Source organism: Mycobacterium sp. 852002-10029_SCH5224772 (genome assembly GCF_001667315.1).
GTDB lineage: Bacteria > Actinomycetota > Actinomycetes > Mycobacteriales > Mycobacteriaceae > Mycobacterium.
Genome location: NZ_LZHT01000014.1, coordinates 64,420 through 90,971, shown reverse-complemented (window position 1 = coordinate 90,971; position 26,552 = coordinate 64,420). Strand labels below are relative to the sequence as shown.

The following is a 26,552-nucleotide window of genomic DNA, read 5'->3' as shown; positions in this document are numbered from 1 at the left end:
CGCGGTTGAAATCAGGGCTGCGGCTCGGTCGCCGGGTGCGGCGCGGAATCGGCCGCGGTGTCGCCGGGTATGTGCTCGAGGACCCGCGTCAAGTAGGGCTGTTGGTTACCGGAATCCAGTTGCCGTTCGTCGCCGGCGGCCGGTTGCTCCTCCGGCGCGGCCTGCTCGGCGGCGGGCTCGCCGCCCGGCGGCTTGGCTGGTGCGGGCGGCCGCTGGACCGGCGGCACCGCCGGAAGCGGCGTGAGTACCTTGACGGCCTCGGCCGCCTGCGGCGTGGGCGAATGGGTGGTGTGCTTTGGCGCGGGCGCGCTGGCCGGACCCACGTGAATACCCACCGCGAGTGACACCGAGCCGACGAAGGTGACCGCACCGGCGGCCAACGCGGTGAGGGCTCCGGCGTACGACAAGTGTCGCTGCCGAGCGGGCGCTGAGGAGACGGGTTCGCTGCGGTGCGCCACCAGCTGTTCGTCGGTGAACTCGGTGCTGCGAGCGGCGGACAGCGCCGCGCCCCGCGCGATCGTCACCTGGGCCATTGATTGCACGAAAACGGGCACGGGCAAGGCCTTTTCGAGTTGCCACGAAAACCCGTCGATGTCGTCGTGTGCGCCGACGACGACAACGCCGCCCGGTTGCCATCCGGTGCGGTCGAACATGCCGGTCAGCCACCGGGTCAAGCCGTCCAGTCCGCCGCGCACGTGCTTGGTCGCCGTCTGGGTTTCCCCGTCGTGGGTGTCGACCATGACGACGGTCGTGATGTCTTGGTCGAGGATGCAGACCGCTGTTTGTTCGTAGCCGATCACGGGCGCGATGGCCTGCGCCAAAGTCTCGATGGCCTCGAGGAATCGGACCGTCACGACGTTGTCGAAACCAGCGTCGGTCAACGCCTCCAATACCAGCGCGGCCTGTGCGGATGCTTCGTCGTTCCAGGTCACTCCGATGACACGCACGCGGTGATCGCTCGCGGCCGCCGCGGTGTCGACCCGCAACACCTCGCTGACGACTTGCTCCGCGGTGCTTACGGCGCGCACGCCGTGGCCGGCGCGCAGCGCCAACTCCTGGTGATCCAGGATGGTCCCGTCTGCGCCGTGTCCTTCAGCGAGGACCCACCCAACGGCGGTCGGCGTCACTGACAGGCCAAGTACCGTGTCCAAATTTATGCCCCAATCGGTCCCGCGCCTCGGCTCTCAAACACACCGACACGCACCATGAAACCGCTGGTGCGGAGGTTCGTGAGAGCCGGAACCGACCCGGGATAGCGTGGTCTTCATCGGCTTGCTTCGACAGAGCCTACGCGCTCGGCGCAAGTCGGGTTGCCCCGGTCGGTCCTTGGCCCCGTGACACGCGGGCGAACCGGTTTGTCGTTGAACGGCACGGGACACGGCGTCGTTTTCTCGGTGATGCGAATAATTTCCGGTGTCGCGGCGCAGCGACGGCACACCGTCAAACGGTCAAAGACGCGACACGTTGTTGATCGCTGAGCGTCACGCCGAAACCGGTCCGGGTTCATTTGCGGCGCTTTCTCAATCGTGCCGGATCACGCGGGCTTCCGGCGTCCCCTCCACCGGGTCGTGGGGCTGCTGCCTGGCAGTTTCCGCAGAGGGTGGGTTAGGCGGGCGTCGAGCGGGTACTCGCGGATCGTCGCCGCTCGGATGCCCGGGTGGCGAAATTGCGAGGTTAAAGCGATACAAAAGCGAGACGCGTTCGCGTCCCAATCGACATTTGACGGACTTACACGGTAAATTCTCGTGAGACCGTGATCACATCGACCACATCCGACAAGGGGCAGGTATGACAGATCTGAGCGATAAGGTCCGGGCCTGGGGGCGCCGGCTTTTGGTCGGTGCAGCAACGGCTGTAACCCTGCCGGGCCTGATCGGTATTGCCGGCGGCGCGGCGACCGCGAACGCATTTTCGCGTCCGGGTCTGCCCGTCGAATACCTGCAGGTGCCGTCCGCGGGCATGGGCAAGGACATCAAGGTCCAGTTCCAAAGCGGCGGCAACGGCTCCCCCGCGGTCTATCTGCTGGACGGGCTGCGGGCTCAAGACGACTACAACGGCTGGGACATCAACACCCCGGCGTTCGAGTGGTACTACCAGTCGGGCCTGTCGGTCATCATGCCGGTCGGCGGTCAGTCCAGCTTTTACGCCGACTGGTACCAGCCGGCGTGTGGGAAGGCCGGCTGCTCGACCTATAAGTGGGAGACGTTCCTCACCAGCGAACTGCCGCAGTACCTGGCCTCCAACAAGAGTGTCAAGTCCACCGGGAGCGCCGCGATCGGTATCTCGATGTCGGGCTCCTCGGCGATGATCCTGGCGGTGAACCACCCCAACCAGTTCGTCTACGCCGGATCGCTGTCGGCTCTGCTGGATCCGTCCCAGGGCATGGGCCCGTCGCTGATCGGTTTGGCCATGGGAGATGCCGGCGGTTACAAGGCCGACGCCATGTGGGGCCCGTCGAGCGACCCGGCCTGGCAGCGCAACGACCCCAGCCTGCAAATCCCGCAGCTGGTCGGTAACAACACCCGGCTCTGGGTGTACTGCGGTAACGGCACACCGTCGGAGCTGGGCGGGGCGAACATGCCGGCCGAGTTCCTGGAGAACTTCGTGCGTAGCAGCAACCTGAAGTTCCAGGACGCGTACAACGCGGCCGGCGGCCACAACGCCGTGTTCAACTTCAACGCCAACGGAACACACAGCTGGGAGTACTGGGGAGCCCAGCTCAACGCCATGAAGCCCGACCTGCAGAGCGCTCTGGGCGCTTCCTCGGGCGGCGGCGGATAACCCTCACCCGACGGCCACTACTGCGCTTGACGACAACACCGTCAGGCGCAGTAGTGCGTTAAGGGGCGGCGATCACGTCAGAATCGTCGTTATGCCCCGCAGCCGCCCGTTCCTGGTTCCGCTTTGTGGTGTGGTGGCCGCCGGCCTGGTGGCGTTGCCGGTGCCGGCTCGCGCCGACAGCGTGAGCCCCCTGACCCAGTTGGTCGACACCGCCGCGCAACGGTTACAGGTTGCCGAGCCGGTGGCCGCTTATAAATGGAATAAGCATGGGGCCGTTGAGGACCCGATACGCGTTCGTCAGGAGTTGGCAAAGCTGGGCGACGAGGCCGTCGCCGCACACATCGACCGCACCTACGTCATCCGGGTTTTCGGCGACCAGATCGGCGCGACGGAGGGCATCGAATACAGCCGGTTCGCGGACTGGAAGCTGGATCCGGGAGAAGCCCCGGGCGACTCGCCGGACCTGTCGGCGTCGCGGTCGGCGATCGACGGCCTCAACCAGGCGATGCTGACTCAGATATCGGACCACTGGGACGTGCTGCACTCGCCGGCGTGCGGGCCGCAACTCGATGCCGCGAGGAGCGACGTCATCGGAAGCCGTCAGCTCGATGCCCTTTACCAACGCGCCCTGTGGTCAGCGACTCAATCGTATTGCCAGCAATAATTTAATTTTTCCTCACCATTTTCTAACCGGCTAATTTGGCCTGGCGATAAGGCGATTTCCGCAGATAGAAGGCATATCTCGCGCCATTTTCGAATAGGTAACGCTTTGGCCACACGCGCCGAAAAGCTTGACATGAAGAGTCTCTGCAGGCTTCTCGTCAAGTCCGTAGCGGTCGGCGGGTTCGTTGCAGCGTCGATGGCTTCGTCCACGGGTGTGGTGAGCGCGGATGCCGCTCCCAACTGGGACGCGATCGCTCAATGCGAATCTGGCGGCAACTGGCACGCCAACACCGGAAACGGCAATTACGGTGGACTGCAATTCAAACCAGGCACCTGGGCTCGCTACGGCGGCGTCGGCAACCCGGCGACCGCATCCAGGGAGCAGCAAATCGCCGTGGCCAACCGGGTTTTCGCTCAAGAGGGCGTGGAGCCCTGGCCGAAGTGCGGCGCGCAGTCCGGGCTGCCGATCGGTTGGTACTCGCACCCGGCCCAGGGCATCAAGCAGATCCTCAACGGGCTGATCCAGGCGGCCATCCCGCGCTGATGAAACGCCCGTGTGGTCTATGACCCAGCACGAAGCTGTGTTTGGATCAGCCCATGGAAGGTTCGGCGACTGTTCACATGGCGGCGCCTGCGGCCAAGATCTGGGATCTCATCGCGGACGTGCGCAACACCGGACGGTTTTCCCCGGAAGTTTTCGAAGCCGAGTGGCTGGGCGACGCGACCGGCCCGGCGCTCGGCGCGAAATTCCGCGGTCACGTCCGGCGTAATGAGATGGGACCGGTGTATTGGACGACCTGCAAGGTCACCGCGTGCGAACCGGGTCGCGAATTCGGCTTTACGGTTCTGCTCGGTGACCGGGAGGTCAACAACTGGCATTACCGATTGGCGCCCAGCGGCGGCGGGACGGACGTCACCGAGTCGTTTCGGCTCAACCCGGCGCCATGGCTCAGCGTGTACTGGTTGTTCGGTGGCTTTCTGCGCAAGCGTCGCAACGTTCGCGATATGACCAAGACGCTGAATCGCATCAAAGATGTGGTCGAGGCTGACGCGTCGTGAAATCGGTCTTCATCACCGGCGCGGGCAGCGGCATGGGTCGCGAAGGCGCAAAGCTGTTCCACGCCAAGGGTTGGCGAGTGGGCGCGGTGGACCGCAACGAGGACGGCCTGGCCACGCTCAACGAAGAACTGGGTAGCGATCAGTTGTGGACCCGGGCCGTCGACGTGACGGACAAGGCGGCCCTGGACGGTGCCCTGGCCGACTTCTGCGCCGGCAATACCGGTGGTGGCCTCGACATGATGTGGAACAACGCCGGCATCGGCGAATCCGGGTGGTTCGAGGACGTGCCGTATGACGCCGCGATGCGCCTCGTCGATGTGAACTACAAAGCGGTGCTGACCGGCGCCTACGGCGCGCTGCCGTACCTCAAGAAGACCCCCGGCAGCATGATGTTTTCGACGTCGTCCTCCTCGGGGACATACGGAATGCCCCGCCTCGCTGTCTACTCGTCGACCAAGCACGCGGTCAAAGGGCTGACCGAGGCGCTGAGCGTGGAATGGCAGCGCCACGGGGTGCGCGTCGCCGACGTGCTACCCGGTCTGATCGACACCGCCATCCTCACCACGACGACCAACCACTCCGACGACGGCGGCGCGCCGCGAACGGCCGAGGAGCTGCGCGCCACCGCGCCCAAAAAAGGCATGCTGCGGTTGATGCCGGCCAGCAGCGTGGCCGAAACGGCGTGGCGGGCCTACCACCATCAGAAGCGGCTGCATTGGTATGTGCCAAGGAGTATTCGCTTGATTGACTTTTTCAAGGGGCTGAGCCCGGAATTCGTGCGACGCAGTATCGTCAAGGCCCTACCCGCGCTAACGCCGAAGCGGCGGTAAGGAGATCGGCTGGTGCAAAACCGTGTGGGCACAGTCGCTTTGGTCCTGGCGGCGATCGTCGTCAGCGTCGCGGGATGCAGCTCTGCGCAGACGACACCTCGCCGGGCCGCCCGTGTGACGATCGACGGCGCCACGCACACGACACGTCCCCCGGCCTGCCGGCAAGACCAGATGTATCGGACCATCAAAATTCCGGACCACGACGGCGGCGTCGAAGCGGTGGTGCTGCTCAGCGGGTACCGAGTCATGCCGCAGTGGGTGAAGATTCGCAACGTCGACGGCTTCACGGGCAGCTTCTGGCAAGGCGGCGTGGGAGACGCGCACGTCGACCTCACCAATGACGCGTACACCATCACCGGCAGCGCGTACGGCATCGACAGCAGCAACCCCAACAAGGTGGTCACCACCGACTTCAAAATCGTCGCGCAGTGCTGACTCTCGCGATGCGCGACGCCTACGCTCGTACCGACACCTGAGCGAGGGAGGGCCAGTGAAACAACGACTGCACTGGTTCGCGATGCACGGCTTCATCCGCGGCGCCGCGGCGTTCGGCGCCCGCCGAGGCGACGTCCAGGCCCGGTTGATCGCCGACCCGGCGGTAGCCGCCGATCCGGTGCGCTTCTACGACGAGGTCCGGGCCAGGGGCAAGCTGGTGAAGGGCCGCGTCGCCTACCTGACGGCCGACCATGCGCTCGCCCACGAGCTGCTGCGGTCCGACGACTTCCGGGTGCTGATCTTCGGATCGAATCTGCCCACCCCGCTGCGCTGGCTGGAGCGCCGCACCCGCGACGACCTGCTGCATCCGCTGCGCGCACCGTCCTTGCTGGCCGTCGAGCCCCCCGACCACACCCGCTACCGCAAGGCCGTGTCGGCGGTATTCACGCCCAGGGCGGTCGCCGCGCTGCGGGACCGGGTCGAGCAGACCGCCGCCGAACTGCTGGATCAGTTGACCGGCGAGTCCGGTGTGGTCGACATCGTCGGACGCTATTGCTCACAGCTTCCGGTCTCGATCATCAGCGAGATCCTCGGCGTGCCCGAGTCGGACCGGCCACTCGTCCTGAACTTCGGCGAATTGGCCGCCCCGAGCCTTGACATCGGACTGCCGTGGCGGCAGTACCGCAGCGTGCAGGAAGGCATCGCCGGGTTCAGTGCCTGGCTCGCCGGACATCTGCACCGGCTGCGCCTGGACCCCAGCGACAATTTGATGAGCCAGATGATCCAGACAGCCGAAAGTGGCTCTGCGGAGACCTATCTCAATGAGAACGAGCTTCAGGCGATCGCCGGGCTGGTGCTGGCGGCGGGCTTCGAGACCACGGTGAACCTGCTCGGCAACGGGATTCGCATGTTGTTGGACGCGCCCGAGCACCTCGAGGCGCTACGGCGACGCCCTGAGTTGTGGCCCAATGCCGTCGAAGAGATCCTGCGGCTGGAATCGCCGGTGCAATTGACCGCGCGGGTCGCGCGGGGCGACGTCGAGATCGCGGGACGACAGCTCACGCGTGGCGACCTGGTGCTGGTGTATCTGGCTGCGGCGAACCGGGATCCGGCCGTGTTCGATGCCCCGCACCGTTTCGACATCGAAAGGTCAAACGCCGGACGGCATCTCGCCTTCTCCGGCGGGCGGCATTTTTGTCTCGGCGCGGCCCTGGCCCGCGCCGAAGGCGAAGTGGGTCTGCGGACCTTCTTCGACCGCTTCCCCGAGGTGCGCGCCGCAGGTGCCGGCAGCCGGCGCGAGACCCGCGTGCTGCGGGGATGGTCGTCACTGCCGGTGGCGCTGGGACCGGCCCGGTCGATGGCCGCCGCGGAAAGCTGACCGATCGCGATTCAGGAGCGAGTCGAGCCCCAATGGTTGACACCGGCGCGGCAACCGAGTTTATTTGCCGGTATGACAGAGGTATCTATGATCGCGGTCGAGGATGTCGTCCATGGCCTGTGGCAGGCCCTTTCGCGGCGTGATTGGGAGGCGATCCCGACATTTTTGTCCGACGACTGCCTCTACGTCGACATGCCGGTTCCGGCCTTGTCGGCCCGCGGTCCGGTGGACACCGTCAAACGTCTCAAGATGGGTCTCGAGCACTTGGCGGGCTACGAGAACCACCCCGGCGTGCTGGTGTCCAACGGTTCCGACGTGCTCTACGAGCACTCTGAGACATGGACATTCGCGACCGGGGAACAGGGTGTGCTGCGGTTCGTGACGGTCCACAAAGTCGTCGACGGCAAGATCACGGTCTGGAAAGACTACTGGGACATGAACAGCCTGGTGGCCTTCGCTCCCCCGAACCACTTCGAGGCTTTGGCGACCGGCGATACAAGTTGGGTGTTCGACGCGTCGGCGCTCGTCTGACGTTTCCCTTTCAGGGGAACCCTCGCGGATTGGACTTGCTGCGCAACGCAATGCGTCGACTCGATACGCGGCGCCGTGGAATGCCGGCATGGCCACCCCTCATAGACCATTCCGGCATTCCCTCGGCACAAACTGCGGTAGGGCTTGGCTACAAGCCGCCCTGTTGGGGATGTGGCAGGCAGTCACCAGAACTGGGGGTATGACGACCCCCACTGGGTGACGCGTAGGCCGGAGGCACCAAGACTGCGGAGACGGTGACGACGGTCGCGGTGACCGCAGCGCGGGACAACATGTGCCCAAACCTCCTTGTTGCCTCAGTTTGGTGACGTTGCCCGATTCCGTCTCTGCAAGCCTATGCGCCCACAGGGTTCGTTACATCGGAATTGTGAAAATTCTTGGTACCGGATCGGATCTCATGGCTGGTCAACCGGGCGGCGTGAGGTTGTAGATGCGCTCGGCGTTCTCGCGGGCGATCAGATCGACCACCCGGATGGCGTCGGCCTCGCTCCAGTCACCGACATCGACGAATTCGCATAGCACTCGGTGCAGGCCCCGCCGCCACAGAACCGCGCCGAGAAAATGCAGTTCCGCGGGACCGAATCCGTCTGACGAGTAAAGGATCTTGGAAAAGGGCGCCAGCTCCAGCAGTCGCGCGAGGAACGCCGGCGACCGCGCCCCCAGGTGGTTCACGCTCAGTCCGCCGTCGAGATAGACGTTGTTGAACGCCTGGGCCAGATAGCCGGCCTCCCGCTCGTAGGGATAACAGTGCAACAGCACGATCGGGACGTCGGCCGACTGGCGCAGAAAGTCAAGCAGCAGGAGCGGATTGGCCTTGTGCAGGTCGCAATCACGATCGCCGTACCCGACATGGAACTGCAATGGCTTGCCGAGTCGCAGCGCCTGGTGCAACCCGAACCGCAGCAGGACCCGATCCTGCAACCGCGTCCCGCCGAGGCCGCGCCACCGGGCGGCCGCTTCGGCAACCTCCGTCGTCGAGGGCTCACTGAGGTCGCCTTCGAAACCGCCCCGGTAGGCCAGGATCGATTTGGTGCCAACGGCGTCGGCCGCGCGCCCGCGCAGGATCTCCTCGAACGCCGTCGCATAGTCACCCGGCGCGTGCGCGGCCTGCTCGGCCACCTCCTCGAGGCGCACGATTTCGTGCGCACGGCCACCGGATAACCGAGCCATCCCCGCAACCCCGGCGACGCCGCCGCTTCCGATCCCGGTGTCCACCAACCAGTCGCCGACGCCGGCGGCCGAGAGGAACAAGCGGGCCAATTCGTCTTCGCCGAATTGGCGACGACGCTCCCAATACGCCTGCGGATCGACGTGTTTGGGCAGTCCCAGGACGGCGGCGCAGTGAGCGCGCACGGCGAACCCGAGTTGTGAGTCGAATCCCGAACCGGTGAGGGGCTCGGTGTTGGCCTCGTTGAGTGCGTTCTCGAAGCGTTGCCGTTCGCCGGGCGTCAACCAACAACCGTGGACGTGTTGATCGATCAGCGACACCTCGCCGATGTGCTCGGCCAGGTCGCGGGTATCGGCGCTCATCTTCGGCCCCGTCACAGGCTCCAGGCCATGCGGAACTGGTCCGCCAGTTGCTCGGGGTCCACATCGCCGTAGCCCTCGTGTTCGAGTCGGCGAACAGCGACCACCATGTCGACCGCCTGATCGCCCAGGATGCACCGCATCCGCTGTGAAGCATCGAGCGCAGCAATCGCCTCGGCCTGCGAATCGGTCAGCCGCACAATGCCGTCGCGCTCACGGTCGGCATCGGACAGCACCGCCGGGTCGACCGTGACCTCGGGCGGCAGCGTGGCCTGGGATGTGATTCCATCCAGCGCGAGCCCCAGGATGGCCGCTGATGCCAGGTACGGGTTGGCCGAGGGGTCGACGACCTTGACCTCGACATTCCCGCCGCGCGGGCTCGCGGGTCCGCCGGTGACGAATCGCACTGCGGCCTCGCGGTTTTCGGTACCCCAGCACGTGTAAGCGCCGGCCCAGTTACCGGGGCGCATCCGCAGGCCCGACACAATCGATCCGCACAGCACGCCCTGGGCTTCCGGCAGGCCGCGAACCACCCCCGCCACCGCGCTCTCCCCCGTCGGCGTCATGCCGCCGGCGCCGGTGCCGCCCGAGAACAGTGGACCGCCCGGTGTGGTCAGCGAAAAATGTTGGTGGGCACCGGATCCGACGCTGCCGGCAAACGGTGCGGGCGACAAGCTGATGCGAAGGCCGTGGCGGCGCGCCGCGCGGCCGACGATGAGCCGCATCAGTATCAGCTGATCGGCGCCGGCCACCGCGGGTTGCGGCGGCAGCGAGATCTCGAACTGGTTGGCGCCGTACTCGGCATGGAACTGTTCGAGCGCGATGCCGGCCTCCGTCGCCGAACCGATCACATCCCGGACGAACGCTTCGTGCTCCAGCAGACCGGCCACGCCGTACGGCGCCCACAGCGTCGACGGCAGCCTCCCACCGTCGGGGGCGACCAGCAGGAACTCGATTTCGTGGCCTACGGCCGCATCGATGCCGGCTTCGGCGAGCGCGGTCTCGACTCGTCGCAGCGTTCCCCGGCCGCAGGTGGATACGGGTGTGCCGTCTTGTTCGAAAAACGCGGCAGGCGCCCATGCCAGGCCGTCGCCGACGACGCGCAACGCCGACAGGTCGATACGAAGACGTTGGTCCCCCACCACACCCACATCGGCGGTGAACGCGATCCCGGTCTGGTCGATGGCGAACGCGTGCCAGGAAGGGCTGGCGCCCAGACCGGGATCCGCGAACGTGGCGGTCTGCCGGATCGGAACCGCCTTGGCCAGGGTGAGGCCGGCGGGATTGACGACGGTTCCGATGACCGTGTCGACGCCCTCGGCCTCCAGTTGGGCAATCGCCGCGGCGGCAAGCGGTGTGCCGGTCATGGCAGTCATTCTGCAGCCTCGCGGTGCCCGGGTAGGGCAAACCGTGCCGCTGCCCGCGTGATCGATCAGTTCTGGCGGCCGACGAGTTCGGCGACGAACCGATCGAGGAACCCGCCCATTGGTGCCCTACCGGCCGGCCGGATGACGAATTTCGTCAACCCGGCCTCGAGGTACGCGTCCAGTTGGCGGTGCAGCCGATCCCACCCGGCGGCGATCAGCTCACCGGGGTCGAGGTCCGGGCGGCGCTTGCGGGCCGCTGCGGCCAATTCCGCGGGCAGGTCGCCGTCGGCGACGGCCAACGAGATCCCGAAGTGGTCGGGTTCGATGTGCCGGCCGGCCCGCGCCGCGGCCCGCTCGATCGCCTCACGCCCGGCCCTGGCCTCCGCCGGGGTGAGGAAGCTACCCAGCCAGCCGTCGCCCAGCGCGCCGATGCGCCGAAACGCCGCCGGCGCCGACCCGCCCAACCAGATGTCCAGCGGCGGTGCCGGCCTCGGCGCGACCGCCGCACCGGTGACGGTGAAGTAGTGGCCCGTGAACGTGGCCGAATCCTCGTCCAACGCCGAGCGCAGCACCCGCAGCGACTCGTCGAAGACCGCCGCCCGCTGGCCGTCGGGAACCACGAACACCTCGCGCTCGGCCGGAATCGCCGAACGCAGACCGAACACCGGAAGGACCCGCTTCGGGGCGAGGGCCGCCAACGACGCCAATTGCTTGGCGACCAGCACCGGATGACGCCCCGGCAGCACGGCCACCGAGGTGCCCACCTTCAACCGGGTCGTCCGGGCCAGTGCGTAGGCCATCCCGACCATCGGATCGACCGCCGGGGAGTACACCAGCTCGGAAAACCACAGTGAGTCCACGCCGTTGGCCTCGAGATGATCGACGACGGCGGCCAGCTGATCCGGGGCGGTGTCCGCACCCAGCCCGACGCCGAAGCGAACTTTCACCGGCGTCTCCCTCTGCGTTGCCTCACCCGTTGCGCAACACCGCGCTGGCGCCGTTTGTGCCCGCAGCGCGTGTCATCGCCGGCTGCCCGGACGTCGAAGCGCGGGAAACCGCTATACGCGGCTTGGAATGGTCAGCTTGCAGGCCTGGCCGATGTCGAGGGTCCGCAACACCCGACCCATGCCCACCCACAACGCGCAGGACAGCGCGAGGTCGGCCAGCAATTCATCGGAGAAGTGCACGGCGCAGCGGCTCCAGAAGTCTTCGTCGTCACGCAGGGCGGTGTGATCGGTGGCGAAACGGTCGGCGAACTCGGCCGCGAGTCGCTCCTGGTCGCTGTAGCCGGGCCAGGTGCGCCAGTCTTGGACGTGGTCGTACAACTCTTCATCGACGCCCGCGGCGGGTCCGTCTTCGTCGCGGGTGTTGACGCAGACGACGCATTGGTTGCGGTGGGCGATCACGGCGCGCGCCAATTCGCGAGTGCGCAACGGTAACCGGTTCTTGGTGTACACCGCCTGGCTGACGGCGCCGAGCGCGCCGCCGATGTGCGGAGACTTCGCGAACCAGCCGGCCAGGTCGTCGTCAGCAAATGTTCCGATTCGGCTCATGGCGTGATGGTACGCCCGCCTAACGGCCTGGGTCGCGGTTGCCGGGAAACGGGGGGCGCCACCGGTTAGCGACCGGTCGAGTCGCTAGCCACGGCCGGCGTTTCGTCATGCCAATCGCGTTGGGCGAGAACCCGATGCGCGACGCGTTCGAGCGCGGCCTGCACCGCGCGCCGGTCCGGCCGGCCCTCGAAGCCCGGCGAGCGGGCGAGCTTGTCGACGAGCCAGGCGACCAGCAGCGAGTGCACATAGCCGACTTGCTGGGCGCCGGCCGGTGTGAGCCACATTTGTTCGCCGTCGCTTCGCGCGTAACCGCTGGCCGTCAGGCGCGAGAAGGTGGGCTCGAGAACCTCGAACGGTATCCGGTGATAGTCGGCCATGTCGGTGAGACGAGCGGCTCCGTACATCTGCGTGTAGCGATTGATGCGCAAAACTCCCCACAGCGCGGCGACGTCGAGCCGGCAATCGGGTCGCATCGCGATGCTGCGCAACCGCATGCCGGTTTCGCCGCGCAACATCCGCGCGATCGCGTTCTCCAGCATCTGTTCCGGTGTCTCGGTCGTGGGCATGCCAAACGCGTCGCCGAGATCGACTGTGCTGTCGTGGATATCCCGCAGCGGAACCTCACGCAGGAACAGCGCCAGCACGAAGCCGACCACGGCGACCGGGGCGGCCCAGAGGAAAACCTCGGTGAGCGATTCGGCGTAGGCCGCCACGATGGGCGCGGCCACGTCATGGGGCTGCCGGTGTAGGGCTCCCGGCGAACTGACCGCGCTGGGTGGGATGCCGCCGGCCGCCAGGGCCGCACCGATGCGGCGGTCGAGGAAGTTCACGAACAGCGAGCCGAATATCGCCGCGCCGAACGAACTTCCGATGGTGCGGAAGAACGTCACCCCCGACGTGGCGACACCGAGGTCTTCGAAGTCCGACGTGTTTTGCACGATGAGAACCAGCACCTGCATGGACAATCCGATGCCGGCACCCAGGATGAGCAGGTACAGCGACTGGATCAGGGCGGACGTGGACGGCTCCATCCGAGCCATCAGCAGAAACGCCAGCGCCATCAGCGCGGTGCCGGCCACCGGAAAGATCTTGTAGCGGCCGGTGCGGCCGACCAGGGTGCCGCTGCCGGTCGAGGTGACCAGCATCCCCGCCACCATGGGCAGCGTGCGCAGTCCCGAGGTGGTCGCCGAAACGCCGTTGACGTACTGCATATAGGTGGGCAGGAACGTCAGCGCGCCCAGCATCGCAAAGCCCACGACGAAGGACAGCACGCAGCATACGGTGAACACTGGGCTGGAGAACAGCCGGATCGGCAAGATCGGCTCGGTGGCGCGCCGTTCCACCACCACGAAAACGCCCAGCGCCACCGCGGCGCCGACGAACAGGCCGATGATCGCCGGCGACCCCCACGGATACAGCGTGCCGCCCCAGCTGGTCGCCAGCGTCAGGCCCGCCGCGCCGAGGCCGACGAACGTTATTCCGGCGTAGTCAATGATCGGCCTGGTGGATGCGGCCAGCGCCGGAATCGCCGCGGCGGCAACGAAAATCACGACCACCGAGATCGGCACGTTGACCCAGAACGCCCACCGCCAGGTGAGGTAGTCGGTGAAGTAGCCGCCGAGCAAGGGACCGATGACGGTCGTGACGCCGAAGACCGCTCCGAGGATGCCCTGGTATCGCCCCCGCTCCCGCAGCGGAACGACCTCGCCGATCAGCGCGCTGGCGGTGACGGTGATGGCGCCGCCGCCGATCCCTTGCAGGGCACGCGATCCCACCAGCATGGCCATCGATTGGGACAGCCCGCACAACACCGATCCGATGACGAAGAAAACGATGGCCGCCTGGAACACCCGCTTGCGGCCGTACAGGTCCCCCAGCTTGCCGGCCAGCGCAGTGACGACGGTCGATGCGAGCAGATAGCTGGTGACGACCCAGGACTGATGTCCGGCGTCGCCCAAGTCGGCCACGATCGTCGGCAGGGCCGTCGCGACGATCGTCTGGTCCAGCGCGGCGAGCAGCATGCCGAGCACGATCGCGACGAAGATCAGATTGCGCCGTTGCGGACTGATCAGCTCGCCGCTGGCCGCGGAACTCGCGGCCGGGGTCGCCTGGGTAACCGCTGCTCTCGGGCTCGTCATGCCAGCCCGAGGTTACCTACGTCGCCGCTGGTCGGGTCAGCTGGGTGGCCGCGCGACACACTGCGCCGAGTACAGCTCTACGCCCAGCTTGTCCATCAACTCCAGCTGCGTCTCGAGGTAGTCGATGTGCTTTTCCTCGTCGGCCACGATGTCTTCGAAAAGGGTGGCGGTGGTGGAGTCCTGCTTGTCGCGGCATAGGACGATGGCCGGCTTGAGCCGGTCCATCACCTCGTATTCGATGGCCAGGTCGGCCTCGAACTGCTCACGCAAGGTCTGGCCGATACGCAGCGAGAAGAGGCGCTGGTAGTTCGGCAGCCCGTCGAGCAGCAGGATGCGGTCGGTGATCGCCTCGGCGTGCCGCATCTCGTCGAAGGACTCGGCACGGGTGTGCTCAGCTAACTCGGTGAAACCCCAGTTGTCCTGCATCTTGGAATGCAGGAAGTATTGGTTGATCGCGGTGAGCTCGCTGGTCAACTGTTCGTTGAGTAGACGCAAAACTTCCGGATCCCCTTGCATTTTCACTCCTACGGTGTCTGCGGCTGTCATGTTCGGCCGCGGCTGGTGCGCTGGGCTGGAGCGCACAAACCTGGGCTGTAGCAGCACTTTGCCACGGCCGCCGCAAATGTTCTAGCAAGGTTTGGCTGCACTCAGTGCGTTGCGGAGATAGTCTAATCACCCCGTTGTTAGGTTAGACTTCACTAATCAAGTTAGGTTAGACTCCACTAATATGCGGCATGTTTGTTCAGCACTTCCGTCCGGGCGCTCCGGTACCCGGGAGAGCAGGCGCGGGGCTGACATCGGGTCGCATGGCTTCGACGAAGGGAACGCCTACATGCAGGGGGTGCGCTGATGTACGTGTGCCTGTGCGTCGGGGCGACCAGCCAGACCGTGTGCGACGTCGTCGCGCAGGGTGCATCGACCTCCAAAGAAATCGCCGCCGCGTGCGGGGCGGGCGGCGACTGCGGTCGCTGCCGGCGCACACTGCGGGCGATCCTCGCCGACTCGGCGAAGTTGGAGACGGCGCCGTCGGCCTGACGCCGGCGCGCCGCCTCAGCCCTTATTGAAATCGGCCAGCGCGGCCGCGTTCGCTTGCGCGCCCATGAGCTCGGCGAAGTGCGCGTTTTCTCGCGCAGTGGCCGCCGCGATCTCGGGGCGGACCGGTTCCATCATCGTGTGTTTGACGGCCATCAAGCTCGAGATCGGCCGGGAGGCAAGGATTTCGGCATGGTGGCGGGCCTGGGGCAGCAGCTCGTCCGGCTCGCACACCCGCCAGACCAGACCCATCCGCAACGCCTCACCGGCCTCGACCCATTCGGACGACATCAGCAGCCAGGCGGCGTTCTGCCGACCCACCAGCTGCGGCAGCAGATAGGACGACGCCGCCTCTGGCGCGACGCCAAGGCTGGTGAACGGGCACTTCAAGCGGGCCGTGGACGACATGAAGGTCAGGTCGGCATAGCCGAGAATCGTGGCACCAATCCCCACCCCCACACCGTTCACCGCGCAGATCAGCGGCTTGGGAAACGCGCTGAGCGCGTTGATGAGTCCGATGAAGCCATGCTTGCCCGGAGTGAAGTCCGGGTCGGTGATGCGGGCTTGCATCTCGCCCAGATCGGTACCGGCGCTGAACCCGCGACCGGCACCGGTCAGCAGGACGACGGCCACCTCGGGATCGTCGGCGGCGGCCAGCAGCGCCTCGGCTGTGGCGTCGTAGAGGGCCTCGTTGAAGGCGTTGAGCGCCTCCGGCCGGTTCAGCGTGAGGGTGCGTACCCGGTTGTCGTCGTCGATCTGCAGCGTCACGCCAGCAGCCTAGCGAGGCTAGCCGTTGCTGTAGACACGGGTTGGGGCGATCAGCACCACGGCGCGCCCCTCGGAAGCCATCACCCGGTCGTACTCGTCCCAGTTGTCGTGGGTGCCGCCCGCGGCGGTGAACACGTCGCGCAGCAGCAATCGCAACCGATCGGGATCCGTCAGCCAGGGCTGGGTGTCGTCGGGACCGATCAGCTCCGCGCGGCCCTCGACGGTCGCCCACTGCCAGCCGTCGCGAAAGGTGATGGCCACTTGTGGCCGGGCCCGCAGGTTGGCCAGTTTGACCCTGCCGTAAGTGGTAAACCCCAGCACCGGTTGTCCATTCGCCGGGTGCGACAGCAGCCCCACGTTGACCAGCGATGCCTGCACTGTCGCGTCGCCGCGCACCGTGGACACCACCGCCAGCCCGGTTTCCGCCGCGGCCAATCCCACGGCCTCGTGCAATGTTGTCATCCGAAGTCCTCACTCCCTGAACGGCGTGCTGATGACGTAGCGGCTCGTCGGCACGGTGTCGATGTTCTCGTTGGCGCCGAATGCCGTCGTGCTGGCCACCATTCGCCCTAACCGATGTTGCAGATCGTCGTGGTCGGCGGCTCCGAAGAACGCCTGCAGGTCGGTGATCGCCTCCGCCGGGAACAACTCCTCGACGATGCCGGCGATACCCGGCGCGTCCGGGGTGAGCGTGCGCACCACCCAATTCTGGGTGTAGCCGAACGTCGACTGCGTCTCGATGGCTACCGGCGTGTGGTCGCGCTGCCAACGGGTCAGCCACGTCGCCTGGTCCATGCCCGCGGGCCGGCGCAGCAACGCAATGTTGGCCAACCCCGGTGTGCGGGAACCGGATTCGACGGTAGGGGCGCTCAGTGGGACCGATTCGGTCACCAGGTAGGCGGCCAGCCGCTCACACTCCCGGGCGAGCAGCCCGAGCGCGGCCGTCATTTGCGCGCCGTAGCACTGCTGGGTCCACATGCTCACCACCGCGGCGACTGGTGGGTCCAGCGTCGTGAGAGTCATCAACGACGGGCGCACCGCGTCATCACGGACATTGACCGACAGTCCGGGCACACCCAACTCCAGCAGCGCATCGGCAACCGGCCCCCGCTGGCGGGCGCACCAATCGTCGTCAGAGTCGGCGCGCATGAGCACGGCGATTACCTTTTCCATAGGCTGAACCTACCGTTGGGCGCCCGCCGGGTAGGTCTACTTCACCAGCCGGACCGGGTGCTGGCTGCTGATCAATTTCCCGATGAGCCCGGCCAGCTCACGGTAGGACTCGTCGCGACCGCTCGACGAGCGGTACACCAACCCTATCCGCCGACCCGGGCGCGGTGCCGCGAACTGCGCCAGGCCCAGGCGGCTCCTGGACGCCTCGACGGGCACCGCGCTCTGCGGAATCAACGTCACACCCAAACCGCCGGTCACGCATTGCACCGCGGTCGCCAGCGACGCGGCCCGGGTGTCGGCCAGGTCCACCCGCACCCCTGCCTTGTTGCAGACGTCCAGCGCTTGATCGCGCAGGCAGTGCCCCTCGTCCAGCAGCAGCAACGGCAGATCGGCCAGCGCGGTCGCCGGAACGCGGCGCTTGCCCGCCAGCGGATGGCCGGGGGGCAAGGCGAGAACGAAATCTTCGTCATAGATGGGGATTGCGCTGATTCCGGCGGTCTCGGCGGGCAGGGCGATCAACGCCGCATCCAACGCCCCCGCGCGCAAGACCGCCAACAGCCGCTCGGTCTGGTCTTCCGTCACCCGCAGCGTCAGCCCCGGTAGTTGCTCGGCGATCCCGGCCAGCACGGTCGGCAGCACGTAGGGCGCCACGGTGGGAATCAGCCCCAGTCGCAGGTCGGCCCGCAACGGATCGGACGCGCCCACCGCGGCGGCGCTGAACGCGTCGGCCGCCTCGACGACGGCCTGGGCGCGCGGCAACAATTCCGTGCCCTGGGGCGTCAAGAAGACACGCCGTGTCGAGCGCTCGACGAGCTGGGCGCCCAGGCCCGCCTCCAGCGCCGAGAGGGCCTGCGACAAGGTCGACTGGCTGACGCCGAGAGCTGTTGCGGCGCTGCTGAATTGACGCTTCTCGGCCACCGCGACAAACGCGCGAAGACCGGCGATCGTTGGCTGATAAGTCTTATCGGACATACTTATAAGTGTAGTGGGAAATATCACCTTTACTTCAACAAGACTACGCGGGAACATGGTGGAAGAACACTAATCTTGAGTAAATCCAAAAAAGGAGCGGACATGCCTCTGCTGACCATCGGCGACCAGTTCCCCGAGTATGAGCTCACCGCGTTGATCGCGGGCGATCTGTCCAAAGTCGACGCCAAACAGCCCGACGACTACTTCACCACCATCACCGACGAGGACCACGCCGGCAAGTGGCGCGTGGTGTTCTTCTGGCCGAAAGACTTCACCTTCGTGTGCCCCACCGAGATTGCCGCCTTCGGCAAGCTCAACGACGAATTCGCCGACCGCGACGCGCAGGTTCTGGGCGTGTCGATCGACAGCGAGTTCGTGCACTTCAATTGGCGTGCGCAGCACGAGGACCTCAAGAAGTTGCCCTTCCCGATGCTCTCGGACATCAAGCGTGAGCTGAGCCTGGCCACCGGCGTGCTCAACGCCGACGGTGTTGCCGACCGGGCGACCTTCCTCGTCGACCCCAACAACGAGATCCAGTTCGTTTCGGTCACCGCCGGCTCGGTGGGCCGCAACGTCGAAGAGGTGCTGCGCGTTCTGGACGCATTGCAGTCCGACGAGCTGTGCGCGTGCAACTGGCGCAAGGGCGACCCGACGCTGGACGCCGGCGAGCTGCTCAGGCAGTCGGCCTGATCCACGCGCCGATCCCCTAGGGTTTGATTAGGAGGCGAAATGAGCGTCGAGAATCTCAAAGAAGCGTTGCCGGAGTACGCCAAGGACCTCAAGCTCAACCTGGGCTCGATCACTCGTACGACCGAGCTCAACGAGGAGCAGCTGTGGGGCACGCTGTTGGCGAGCGCCGCTGCGACCCGGAATACGCAGGTGCTCAGCGAGATTGGCGCCGAGGCGGCCGACACCCTGTCCGCCGAGGCCTACAATGCGGCGCTGGGAGCCGCATCGGTCATGGCAATGAACAACGTGTTCTACCGTGGCCGGGGCTTCCTCGACGGCAAGTACGACGACCTGCGCGCGGGATTGCGGATGAACATCATCGCCAATCCCGGCGTGGAGAAGGCGAACTTCGAGCTCTGGTGCTTCGCGGTGTCGTCGATCAACGGATGCCCGGACTGCGTGGCCTCCCACGAGCACACGCTGCGCGAGGCCGGTGTCAGCCGGGAAACCATCCAGGAGGCGCTGAAGGCCGCGGCGATCGTTTCGGGCGTGGCCCAAGCGATTGTCGCGTCCCAGACGCTGGCGGCGGTCGGCTGATCGTGCCGTCGTGACCAGCGCCGTGTCGGGACCCGACTGGGTTCAGCACGTGATCTGGTGGCAGGTCTATCCCCTGGGGTTCGTGGGCGCCTACCCCGTACCGCAGTCACACGAGCCGCCGCAACCGGAGGAACACCGGCTGCGGCGGCTCGTCGACTGGTTGGAGCACGCGATCGAACTCGGGGCATCCGGTATTGCACTGGGCCCGATCTTCGCCTCGCGCACACACGGTTACGACACCACCGACCACTACCGCATCGATCCGCGACTCGGTGACGACGCCGATTTCGACCATCTCGTCGCCGAAGCGCACCGTCGCGGCCTGCGGGTCCTGCTCGACGGCGTGTTCAACCACGTCGGGGTGGATTTCCCGCGCCACCGCCAGGCGGCCGATGACGCCGCCGCCGCGCGCTGGTTTCGCGGGCGCCCCGGACGCTTCCACACGTTCGAGGGGCACGACGGGCTGATCACCCTCAACCACGACACCCCCGACGTCGTCGACTACACCGTCGAGGTGATGGCGCACTGGTTGGGGCGTGGCGCCGACGGCTGGCGCCTCGACGCGGCTTACGCCGTACCACAACACTTCTGGGCCTCGACATTGCCACGGGTGCGCGAGCGGTATCCGGACGCCTGGTTCGTCGGCGAGCTCATCCACGGCGACTATGCAGCGGTCGTCGAGGCCGCCACGTTCGACTCGGCCACCCAATACGAGTTGTGGAAGGCGATCTGGAGCAGCCTCAACGACGCCAACTTCTTCGAATTGGACTGGGCGCTGCAGCGCCACAACGACTTTCTGAGCCGCTACGCGCCGCTGACGTTCATCGGCAATCACGACGTCACCCGCATCGCCAGCCGGCTCGAAAACCCCGCGCACGTCGCCCATGCGCTGGTGCTGCTGCTCACCATCGGCGGGGTGCCCAGCGTCTACGCCGGCGACGAGCTCGGGTTCCGCGGCGTCAAGGAAGAACGGTTCGGCGGTGACGATGCGGTTCGTCCCGAATTCGGCTCTCCGCCACTGCAACTCGATGACTTCGGCGTCGAGATCTGGGGGCTGCACCAGTACCTGGTCGGGCTGCGCCGGCGCCACCCCTGGCTGCACGCGGCATCCACCACCGCGCTGCGGTTGGAAAACCGGCACTACGTCTACGAGACACGCAACGGCGAGGACGCCTTGCTGGTGGTGCTCAACATCGACGACGCCCCGCTGCAGGTTTCGTTGTCAGAGCTGGGCACGGGACTCGCGCAGGTGATCGGCGGGTCGGCGGCCCCGCCGCCGGAGGTGCTGGACACCGTCGTCGTCGAGGCTCGGGGCTGGCGGATCCTGAGTCCGGTCTAGACCCGGTTTCAGGGCGCCGCCTACGGCGCGGGTAGCCGCGCCACCGTCAGCCGGTCCTGGCGGCCGTCGTAATACTTCTCGAGGACCGCGACAAAGTCGTCGTTGGCCTCGGTGGCGCGGGCGAACAGCGTCATCGACGAGCACAGCTTGAGATCGTCCGGCGAACCGAAAATCTGCCCGACCGATCGCCCTTGCACCGCGGTGACCAGCCGGGCGCATTCGCGCAGCCGCGGCCCCAGCAGCTCGTGGCGCAGGTACGCGCGAGCTTCGTCCAGCGAGGAGATGCCGTAGTGGACCGCGGTCGGGCTGCCGCCCAGCCCGCGCAGCTGCGGGAAGACAAACCACATCCAGTGACTGCGCTTGCGTCCGTCGCGCAGTTCGGCGACGACGTTGCCGTAGACCGGAGCCTGGGCGTCCACAAAACGCTGGAGATCGAAGGGGTCGCCTGCCGATGTCACGTGACTACGGTTGCACATTATGGAACTCGAAAGGCGAAAGGCAGTCCACCGACGAGTGCCCAAAGTGCGCGACCTCGCGCCGCTAATGCAATTCAAACGGCCCGAGCTCAACACGACCAAGCGGCGCCTCGCCGCGGCCTACACCATCGAGGACTTGCGGCGCATCGCGAAGCGGCGCACTCCCAAGGCGGCGTTCGACTACACCGACGGCGCGGCCGAAGACGAGCTGTCCCTCGAGCGCGCTCGACAAGCCTTCCGCGACATCGAATTTCATCCGATGATCCTGCGTGACGTCAGCAACGTCACCGCCGGCTGGAACGTGCTGGGCCAGCCGGTCGTGTTGCCGTTCGCGATCGCGCCCACCGGTTTCACCCGGTTGATGCACACCGAGGGCGAAATCGCCGGCGCGCACGCGGCGGCCCGCGCGGGGATCCCGTTCTCCCTGTCCACGCTGGGCACCTGCGCGATCGAGGATCTGGTCACCGCCGTCCCGCAGGGCCGCAAGTGGTTTCAGCTCTACATGTGGCGCGACCGCGAGCGTTCGATGGAGCTGGTGAAACGCGCCGCCGACGCCGGCTTCGACACGCTGCTGGCCACCGTCGACGTTCCCGTCTCCGGCGCGCGGCTGCGCGATAACCGCAACGGCATGACCATCCCGCCCACGCTGACGCTACGCACCGTTCTGGACGCCGTGCCGCACCCGAAGTGGTGGTTCGATCTGTTGACCACCGAGCCATTGGCGTTTGCGTCGCTGGACCGCTGGCCCGGCACGGTCGCCGAGTATCTGAGCACGATGTTCGACCCGAGCCTGACCTTCGATGACTTGGAGTGGATCAAGGAGCAGTGGCCCGGCAAGCTCGTCGTGAAAGGGATTCAGACGCTTGAGGATGCCCGCGCGGTCGTCGACCGCGGCGTCGACGGCATCGTGTTGTCCAATCACGGCGGGCGCCAGCTGGACCGGGCCCCGGTGCCCTTCCACCTGTTGCCCACGGTGGCACGCGAGCTGGGTCAGCACACCGAGATCCTGGTGGACACCGGGATCATGTCGGGCGCCGACATCGTCGCGGCGATCGCGCTCGGGGCCCGGTGCACGCTGGTCGGGCGGGCCTATCTGTACGGCCTGATGGCCGGCGGCGAGGCCGGGGTGAGCCGCGCGATCGACATCCTGCGCGAGGGCGTGACCCGCACGATGCGCCTGCTCGGCGTCACATGCCTCGAGGAGCTCTCGCCCCAGCACGTCACGCAAATGAAGCGACTGGGCCCCGTGCCGCCGGTGTGACGCTGACCGCACACTCGCGGGCCCGTGTGAGGCTGGCCGCACACTCGCGGTAGCCGGGCCCGCGGGAACAAACCGGTGCCCGGCTGGGTTAAGCGCATCAGACTCAACTTTTGGAGGATTTGATGGCTGAAGCCAAGTCGATGCCGGTGCTGTTTGTCACTGACACCATCGTGCTGCCCGGAATGGTGGTGCCGATCGCGCTGGACGACGCCGCCCGCGCGGCGATCGATGCCGCCCAGGCCGGCGAATCGGGACAGCTGCTGATCGCCCCACGGCTCGAGGACCGCTATCCCTCGCACGGCGTGATCGCGAAGGTCCTGCAGGTCGGGCGGATCGCCGGTGGCGGCACCGCCGCGGTGGTGCGCGGCGAGCGTAGGGCCCAGATCGGAGCCGGTGCATCCGGTCCCGGAGCGGCGCTGTGGGTCGAGGTGACCGAGGTCCCCGAGACCGAGGCGACCGACGAGATCAAGACACTCACAGCGGAGTACAAGAAGCTGCTGCTGGCCATGCTGCAACGCCGCGAGGCCTGGGAGATCATCGATTACGTCAACAAGCTGACCGATCCGTCGGCGCTGGCCGACACCTCCGGGTACGCGTCCTACCTGACCAACGCGCAGAAGCGGCAGCTGCTGGAGGCCACAGAGGTGAGCCATCGCCTCCGATTGCTGATCGACTGGACCAGCGACCATCTCGCCGAAGTCGAGGTGAGCGACAAGATCGCCGAAGACGTGCGCGAGGGCATGGAGAAGACGCAGAAGGAGTTCCTGCTGCGCCAGCAACTGGCCGCCATCCGCAAGGAATTGGGCGAGGGCGAACCCGATGGTTCCGACGATTACCGGGCCCGCGTCGAGGAGGCCGATCTGCCCGAGAAGGTGCGTGAGGCGGCGCTGCGCGAGGTCGGCAAGCTGGAACGCTCCAGCGACCAGAGCCCGGAAAGCGGCTGGATTCGCACCTGGCTGGACACCGTGCTCGACCTGCCGTGGAACATCAAGACCGAGGACTCCACCGACCTGAAGGCGGCGCGGGAGGTCTTGGACGTCGATCACCACGGCCTAGAGGACGTCAAGGACCGCATCGTCGAGTACCTGGCCGTGCGGGCGCGTCGCGCCCAGCGCGGGCTGCAGGTGGTCGGCGGCCGCGGCTCCGGCGCGGTGATGGTGCTGGCCGGTCCCCCCGGCGTGGGAAAGACGTCGCTGGGTGAAAGCGTGGCCCGCGCGTTGGGCCGCAAGTTCGTGCGCGTCGCCCTGGGCGGTGTGCGCGACGAGGCCGAGATCCGCGGGCACCGTCGGACCTATGTGGGCGCGTTGCCGGGCCGGATCGTGCGCGCGATCGGCGAGGCGGGAACGATGAATCCCGTTGTGCTGCTGGACGAAATCGACAAGGTCGGTTCCGACTACCGCGGCGACCCGAGTGCGGCGCTGCTCGAGGTGCTCGACCCGGCGCAGAACCACACCTTCCGCGACCACTACCTGGATCTGGACCTGGATCTGTCCGATGTGGTGTTCCTGGCGACGGCCAACGTGATCGAGAACATTCCGTCGGCCCTGCTGGACCGCATGGAGCTGGTGGCGATCGACGGTTACACCGAGGACGACAAGGTCGCCATCGCGCGGGACTACCTGCTGCCCCGGCAGCGGGAGCGGGCGGCGCTGACCGAGGACGAGGTCGCGGTCACCGACGCGGCGTTGCGCAAGATCGCCGCCGACTACACCCGCGAGCCCGGTGTGCGACAGTTCGAACGGCTGTTGGCCAAGGCGCTGCGCAAGGCGACCACCAAGCTGGCCGCTGAAACGAACGGGGCTCCCGAAGCGCTGAGGATCGACGAGCCGGATCTGGTTGACTACCTGGGCCGTCCGCGGTTCATGCCGGAATCGGCCGAACGCACGGCGGTGCCCGGTGTGGCCACCGGCCTTGCCGTGACGGGGCTCGGTGGTGACGTCCTGTACATCGAGGCCGGCGCTACCGACGGTGAGTCGGGTCTGCAACTGACCGGTCAACTGGGCGATGTGATGAAGGAGTCGGCGCAGATCGCGCTGTCCTACGTGCGCTCGCACGCTTCGGAGCTCGGCGTCGACCTCGCGGCGTTGGACCGGCGGATCCACGTGCACGTGCCCGCGGGCGCGGTGCCCAAGGACGGCCCGTCGGCCGGTGTCACCATGGTGACCGCCCTGGTGTCCATGGCGACCGGACGCCAGGTCCGCTCCGACGTCGGCATGACCGGCGAGGTCACGCTGAACGGCCGCGTGTTGCCCATCGGCGGTGTGAAGCAGAAGCTGTTGGCCGCCCAGCGTGCCGGTCTGTCAACGGTTTTCATTCCGCAGCGCAACGAGCCGGATCTTGATGACGTGCCCGCGGAGGTGCTCGAGGCGCTGGACGTGCGGCCCATGACCGACGTCGCCGAGATCGTCGCCGAGGCGCTGGCGCCGGCCGCCGAGACCGCCACGGTGGCGGCCTGATCCCGGTGCGCAACTGATCGCGAGCGCTGGTGAACCCCCGTTGGGTCACTCCTGACGCGATTCCCCGGGGCCGGCCAGAAGTTTTGGCCGGCCCCGGGGACGGGTACGTGTAAGCGCAGAGGGAAGACCGGCCGAGGGGGGATGACCTCTATCCGACGTCAAACGGCGCGGATGACGGACAACACATCATTGCAGTGAGGCTGCCCGATGGCAGCCGAGCGGCTCGATAAGGAGTTCATCATGAGGTTGAACAGAATCGCTGCTGGCGCCGTAGTTGCAGGTGCACTGACGTCCGGTGCGCTCGGAATTGGTGCCGGCTTGGCGCAAGCCGACCCGATTGGCCCGAATGTGCCGGGGCCGGTGCCTGGCCCGAATGTGCCGGGGCCGGATCCCGTACCAGGCCAGAACGCACCGGGACCGCTGCCGGGGCAGGGGATGCCGATTTGTAACGCCGGACCTGGCGTCAACTGCAATGGTCCGGGCACCCCGCTTCCGCCCGGGCAGAACGGATTCCCGCCACCGGGCCAGTACAACGACCCGATCGGCTACGGGCTTCCGGCCCGCTGGATGCCGCCGGGTCAACCGGGCGACTATCCAGTCGTATTTAACCCGGCCGTAAATCAGTGGGGTGTTTTCCTGCCCGGCGGTCAATTCGTCGCATACGCGACCTAAACCGGCACGAGGGGACAGCCGCCGCACCTGCGGCGGCTGTTCTCGTGCGGCAGAATCGCAACGTATGACTGACATCCGGGATCTGAAACGGCAAGTGGTCCATCGAGTTCAACGGATGGTGGTGAACCCCGTGGGCCGGCAACTGCCCGTGACCATGCTCGAGACCATCGGCCGAAAGTCGGGACAGCCGCGGCGCACCGCGGTGGGCGGGCGCGTCGTGAACAACCAGTTCTGGATGGTCTCCGAACACGGCGAACGGTCCGATTACGTCCGCAACATCAAGGCCAACCCCGCCGTCCGGGTGCGCGTGGGCGGTCGGTGGGCAACCGGAACCGCCCACCTGATGCCCGACGACGACCCACTGCAGCGACTCGGCAACCTGCCCAAGCTCAATAGCGCGGTGGTGCGCCTGATGGGTAGCGACCTGCTGACCATCCGAGTGGATCTGGACTGACACCGCCGCGCGTGTCGGCGGACGGGCTTAAGGTCGGCGCATGGCCTACGACGAAGACCTGGCCAACCGGGTCCGCGAACTCCTCGGGTGCCAGCCGGGCATCGACGAGAAGCGCATGTTCGGCGGTTTGGCGTTCCTGGTCAATGGCAACATGTCGGTGGCCGTGAGCGGCCAGGGCGGGCTGTTGGTGCGGGTGCCGCGCACGGACGCCGACAAACTCGCCGGGCGTGCGCACGTCAGCCCCATGGTGATGGCCGGGCGCGAGGCCAGAGGCTGGTTGCGCGTCGAGGCTGCCGGGGTGCAAACCAAACGCCAGCTGCACAGTTGGGTGACCCGGGGGCTCGACCACGCCCGCAGCCTGCCGCCCAAATAGCGCGTCCGGTTTGCCCCAGCATCGTCGGGG

General features: G+C 66.8%; 28 protein-coding genes. 16 read left to right on the top strand and 12 right to left on the bottom strand.

Annotated features, from left to right (window positions below):
• Positions 1 to 11 precede the first annotated feature (11 nt).
• Complete coding sequence (locus A5775_RS04585) at positions 12 to 1,151, bottom strand: hypothetical protein (protein ID WP_067248257.1); 1,140 nt, start codon at positions 1,149 to 1,151, stop codon at positions 12 to 14.
• A 637-nt stretch (positions 1,152 to 1,788) separates the two neighbouring features.
• Here A5775_RS04585 and ag85B point away from each other — a divergent pair.
• The 8 genes from ag85B (at position 1,789) to A5775_RS04545 (ending at position 7,677) form a co-directional block, all read left to right on the top strand.
• On the top strand, positions 1,789 to 2,781 hold the full coding sequence (ag85B, locus tag A5775_RS04580) for a diacylglycerol acyltransferase/mycolyltransferase Ag85B (protein ID WP_067248254.1): 993 nt from the start codon (positions 1,789 to 1,791) through the stop codon (positions 2,779 to 2,781).
• A gap of 91 nt (positions 2,782 to 2,872) precedes the next feature.
• Positions 2,873 to 3,445, top strand: a complete 573-nt coding sequence (locus A5775_RS04575) for a chorismate mutase (RefSeq protein WP_067248250.1) — start codon at positions 2,873 to 2,875, stop codon at positions 3,443 to 3,445.
• A gap of 105 nt (positions 3,446 to 3,550) precedes the next feature.
• A complete protein-coding gene (gene rpfC, locus A5775_RS04570; RefSeq protein WP_067248246.1) occupies positions 3,551 to 3,988 on the top strand; it encodes a resuscitation-promoting factor RpfC in 438 nt (145 codons plus the stop codon).
• A gap of 35 nt (positions 3,989 to 4,023) precedes the next feature.
• Complete coding sequence (locus A5775_RS04565; RefSeq protein ID WP_197512352.1) at positions 4,024 to 4,503, top strand: SRPBCC family protein; 480 nt, start codon at positions 4,024 to 4,026, stop codon at positions 4,501 to 4,503.
• Positions 4,500 to 5,333, top strand: a complete 834-nt coding sequence (locus A5775_RS04560) for an SDR family oxidoreductase (RefSeq protein WP_067248239.1) — start codon at positions 4,500 to 4,502, stop codon at positions 5,331 to 5,333. Before A5775_RS04565 ends, A5775_RS04560 begins: the two co-directional genes overlap by 4 nt.
• Positions 5,334 to 5,345: 12 nt before the next feature.
• Positions 5,346 to 5,768, top strand: a complete 423-nt coding sequence (locus A5775_RS04555) for a lipoprotein LpqH (protein WP_067248236.1) — start codon at positions 5,346 to 5,348, stop codon at positions 5,766 to 5,768.
• A 55-nt stretch (positions 5,769 to 5,823) separates the two neighbouring features.
• Positions 5,824 to 7,146: a cytochrome P450 gene (locus A5775_RS04550; protein WP_067248233.1), complete on the top strand. Its 1,323-nt coding sequence runs from the start codon at positions 5,824 to 5,826 to the stop codon at positions 7,144 to 7,146.
• Positions 7,147 to 7,233: 87 nt separating this feature from the next.
• Positions 7,234 to 7,677, top strand: coding sequence for a limonene-1,2-epoxide hydrolase family protein (locus tag A5775_RS04545; protein WP_067248230.1), 444 nt, complete (start codon positions 7,234 to 7,236; stop codon positions 7,675 to 7,677).
• A 423-nt stretch (positions 7,678 to 8,100) separates the two neighbouring features.
• Here A5775_RS04545 and A5775_RS04540 read toward each other — a convergent pair whose 3' ends face one another.
• The 6 genes from A5775_RS04540 to bfr all read right to left on the bottom strand — a co-directional run bounded on the left by A5775_RS04540 (position 8,101) and on the right by bfr (position 14,796).
• Positions 8,101 to 9,225 carry an amidohydrolase family protein gene (locus A5775_RS04540; protein ID WP_067248315.1) on the bottom strand — a complete coding sequence of 375 codons (1,125 nt, stop codon included), beginning with the start codon at positions 9,223 to 9,225 and terminating at the stop codon, positions 8,101 to 8,103.
• Between the two features lie 11 nt (positions 9,226 to 9,236).
• A complete protein-coding gene (locus tag A5775_RS04535) occupies positions 9,237 to 10,589 on the bottom strand; it encodes a glutamine synthetase family protein (protein ID WP_067248311.1) in 1,353 nt (450 codons plus the stop codon).
• A 65-nt stretch (positions 10,590 to 10,654) separates the two neighbouring features.
• Entirely contained in the window at positions 10,655 to 11,536 is an 882-nt protein-coding gene (locus A5775_RS04530) for a TIGR03854 family LLM class F420-dependent oxidoreductase (RefSeq protein ID WP_067248227.1), read from the bottom strand.
• Between the two features lie 111 nt (positions 11,537 to 11,647).
• A complete protein-coding gene (locus A5775_RS04525) occupies positions 11,648 to 12,142 on the bottom strand; it encodes a carboxymuconolactone decarboxylase family protein (protein ID WP_067248223.1) in 495 nt (164 codons plus the stop codon).
• A gap of 65 nt (positions 12,143 to 12,207) precedes the next feature.
• Positions 12,208 to 14,280 carry an MDR family MFS transporter gene (locus A5775_RS04520; protein WP_067248219.1) on the bottom strand — a complete coding sequence of 691 codons (2,073 nt, stop codon included), beginning with the start codon at positions 14,278 to 14,280 and terminating at the stop codon, positions 12,208 to 12,210.
• Between the two features lie 36 nt (positions 14,281 to 14,316).
• Positions 14,317 to 14,796, bottom strand: a complete 480-nt coding sequence (gene bfr, locus A5775_RS04515) for a bacterioferritin (RefSeq protein ID WP_067248307.1) — start codon at positions 14,794 to 14,796, stop codon at positions 14,317 to 14,319.
• A 333-nt stretch (positions 14,797 to 15,129) separates the two neighbouring features.
• On the opposite strand from bfr, the gene A5775_RS04510 reads away from it, so the two are divergent.
• A complete protein-coding gene (locus A5775_RS04510) occupies positions 15,130 to 15,315 on the top strand; it encodes a bacterioferritin-associated ferredoxin (RefSeq protein WP_064934839.1) in 186 nt (61 codons plus the stop codon).
• 15 nt (positions 15,316 to 15,330) lie between these two features.
• Here the strand turns inward: A5775_RS04510 and A5775_RS04505 are convergent, their stop codons facing one another.
• From A5775_RS04505 to A5775_RS04490, 4 genes are read right to left on the bottom strand one after another with little or no spacing between them, the layout of a single operon-like run.
• Positions 15,331 to 16,080: an enoyl-CoA hydratase/isomerase family protein gene (locus A5775_RS04505; RefSeq protein ID WP_067248215.1), complete on the bottom strand. Its 750-nt coding sequence runs from the start codon at positions 16,078 to 16,080 to the stop codon at positions 15,331 to 15,333.
• An 18-nt stretch (positions 16,081 to 16,098) separates the two neighbouring features.
• Entirely contained in the window at positions 16,099 to 16,542 is a 444-nt protein-coding gene (locus A5775_RS04500; RefSeq protein ID WP_067248211.1) for a PPOX class F420-dependent oxidoreductase, read from the bottom strand.
• A gap of 9 nt (positions 16,543 to 16,551) precedes the next feature.
• Positions 16,552 to 17,253, bottom strand: coding sequence for an EthD domain-containing protein (locus A5775_RS04495; protein WP_067248208.1), 702 nt, complete (start codon positions 17,251 to 17,253; stop codon positions 16,552 to 16,554).
• 36 nt (positions 17,254 to 17,289) lie between these two features.
• Positions 17,290 to 18,225: a hydrogen peroxide-inducible genes activator gene (locus A5775_RS04490; protein WP_067248204.1), complete on the bottom strand. Its 936-nt coding sequence runs from the start codon at positions 18,223 to 18,225 to the stop codon at positions 17,290 to 17,292.
• Positions 18,226 to 18,327: 102 nt separating this feature from the next.
• Between A5775_RS04490 and A5775_RS04485 the strand changes: the two genes are divergently transcribed.
• The 3 genes from A5775_RS04485 to A5775_RS04475 are packed head-to-tail and all read left to right on the top strand — an operon-like array spanning position 18,328 to position 20,830.
• Complete coding sequence (locus A5775_RS04485) at positions 18,328 to 18,915, top strand: peroxiredoxin (RefSeq protein WP_067248201.1); 588 nt, start codon at positions 18,328 to 18,330, stop codon at positions 18,913 to 18,915.
• 39 nt (positions 18,916 to 18,954) lie between these two features.
• Entirely contained in the window at positions 18,955 to 19,491 is a 537-nt protein-coding gene (locus tag A5775_RS04480; protein ID WP_067248198.1) for an alkyl hydroperoxide reductase, read from the top strand.
• Positions 19,492 to 19,501: 10 nt separating this feature from the next.
• Positions 19,502 to 20,830: an alpha-amylase family glycosyl hydrolase gene (locus A5775_RS04475; protein WP_067248195.1), complete on the top strand. Its 1,329-nt coding sequence runs from the start codon at positions 19,502 to 19,504 to the stop codon at positions 20,828 to 20,830.
• A 20-nt stretch (positions 20,831 to 20,850) separates the two neighbouring features.
• On the opposite strand, the gene A5775_RS04470 is transcribed toward A5775_RS04475, so the two are convergent.
• Entirely contained in the window at positions 20,851 to 21,288 is a 438-nt protein-coding gene (locus A5775_RS04470) for a DUF1810 domain-containing protein (RefSeq protein ID WP_067248192.1), read from the bottom strand.
• A 19-nt stretch (positions 21,289 to 21,307) separates the two neighbouring features.
• On the opposite strand from A5775_RS04470, the gene A5775_RS04465 reads away from it, so the two are divergent.
• The 4 genes from A5775_RS04465 to A5775_RS04450 all read left to right on the top strand — a co-directional run bounded on the left by A5775_RS04465 (position 21,308) and on the right by A5775_RS04450 (position 26,522).
• On the top strand, positions 21,308 to 22,567 hold the full coding sequence (locus A5775_RS04465) for an alpha-hydroxy acid oxidase (RefSeq protein WP_067248189.1): 1,260 nt from the start codon (positions 21,308 to 21,310) through the stop codon (positions 22,565 to 22,567).
• Between the two features lie 122 nt (positions 22,568 to 22,689).
• Entirely contained in the window at positions 22,690 to 25,023 is a 2,334-nt protein-coding gene (gene lon, locus A5775_RS04460; RefSeq protein WP_197512346.1) for an endopeptidase La, read from the top strand.
• 736 nt (positions 25,024 to 25,759) lie between these two features.
• Entirely contained in the window at positions 25,760 to 26,149 is a 390-nt protein-coding gene (locus A5775_RS04455) for a nitroreductase family deazaflavin-dependent oxidoreductase (protein WP_067248182.1), read from the top strand.
• Between the two features lie 40 nt (positions 26,150 to 26,189).
• Positions 26,190 to 26,522, top strand: a complete 333-nt coding sequence (locus A5775_RS04450) for a TfoX/Sxy family protein (RefSeq protein WP_067248179.1) — start codon at positions 26,190 to 26,192, stop codon at positions 26,520 to 26,522.
• Positions 26,523 to 26,552: the final 30 nt, after the last annotated feature.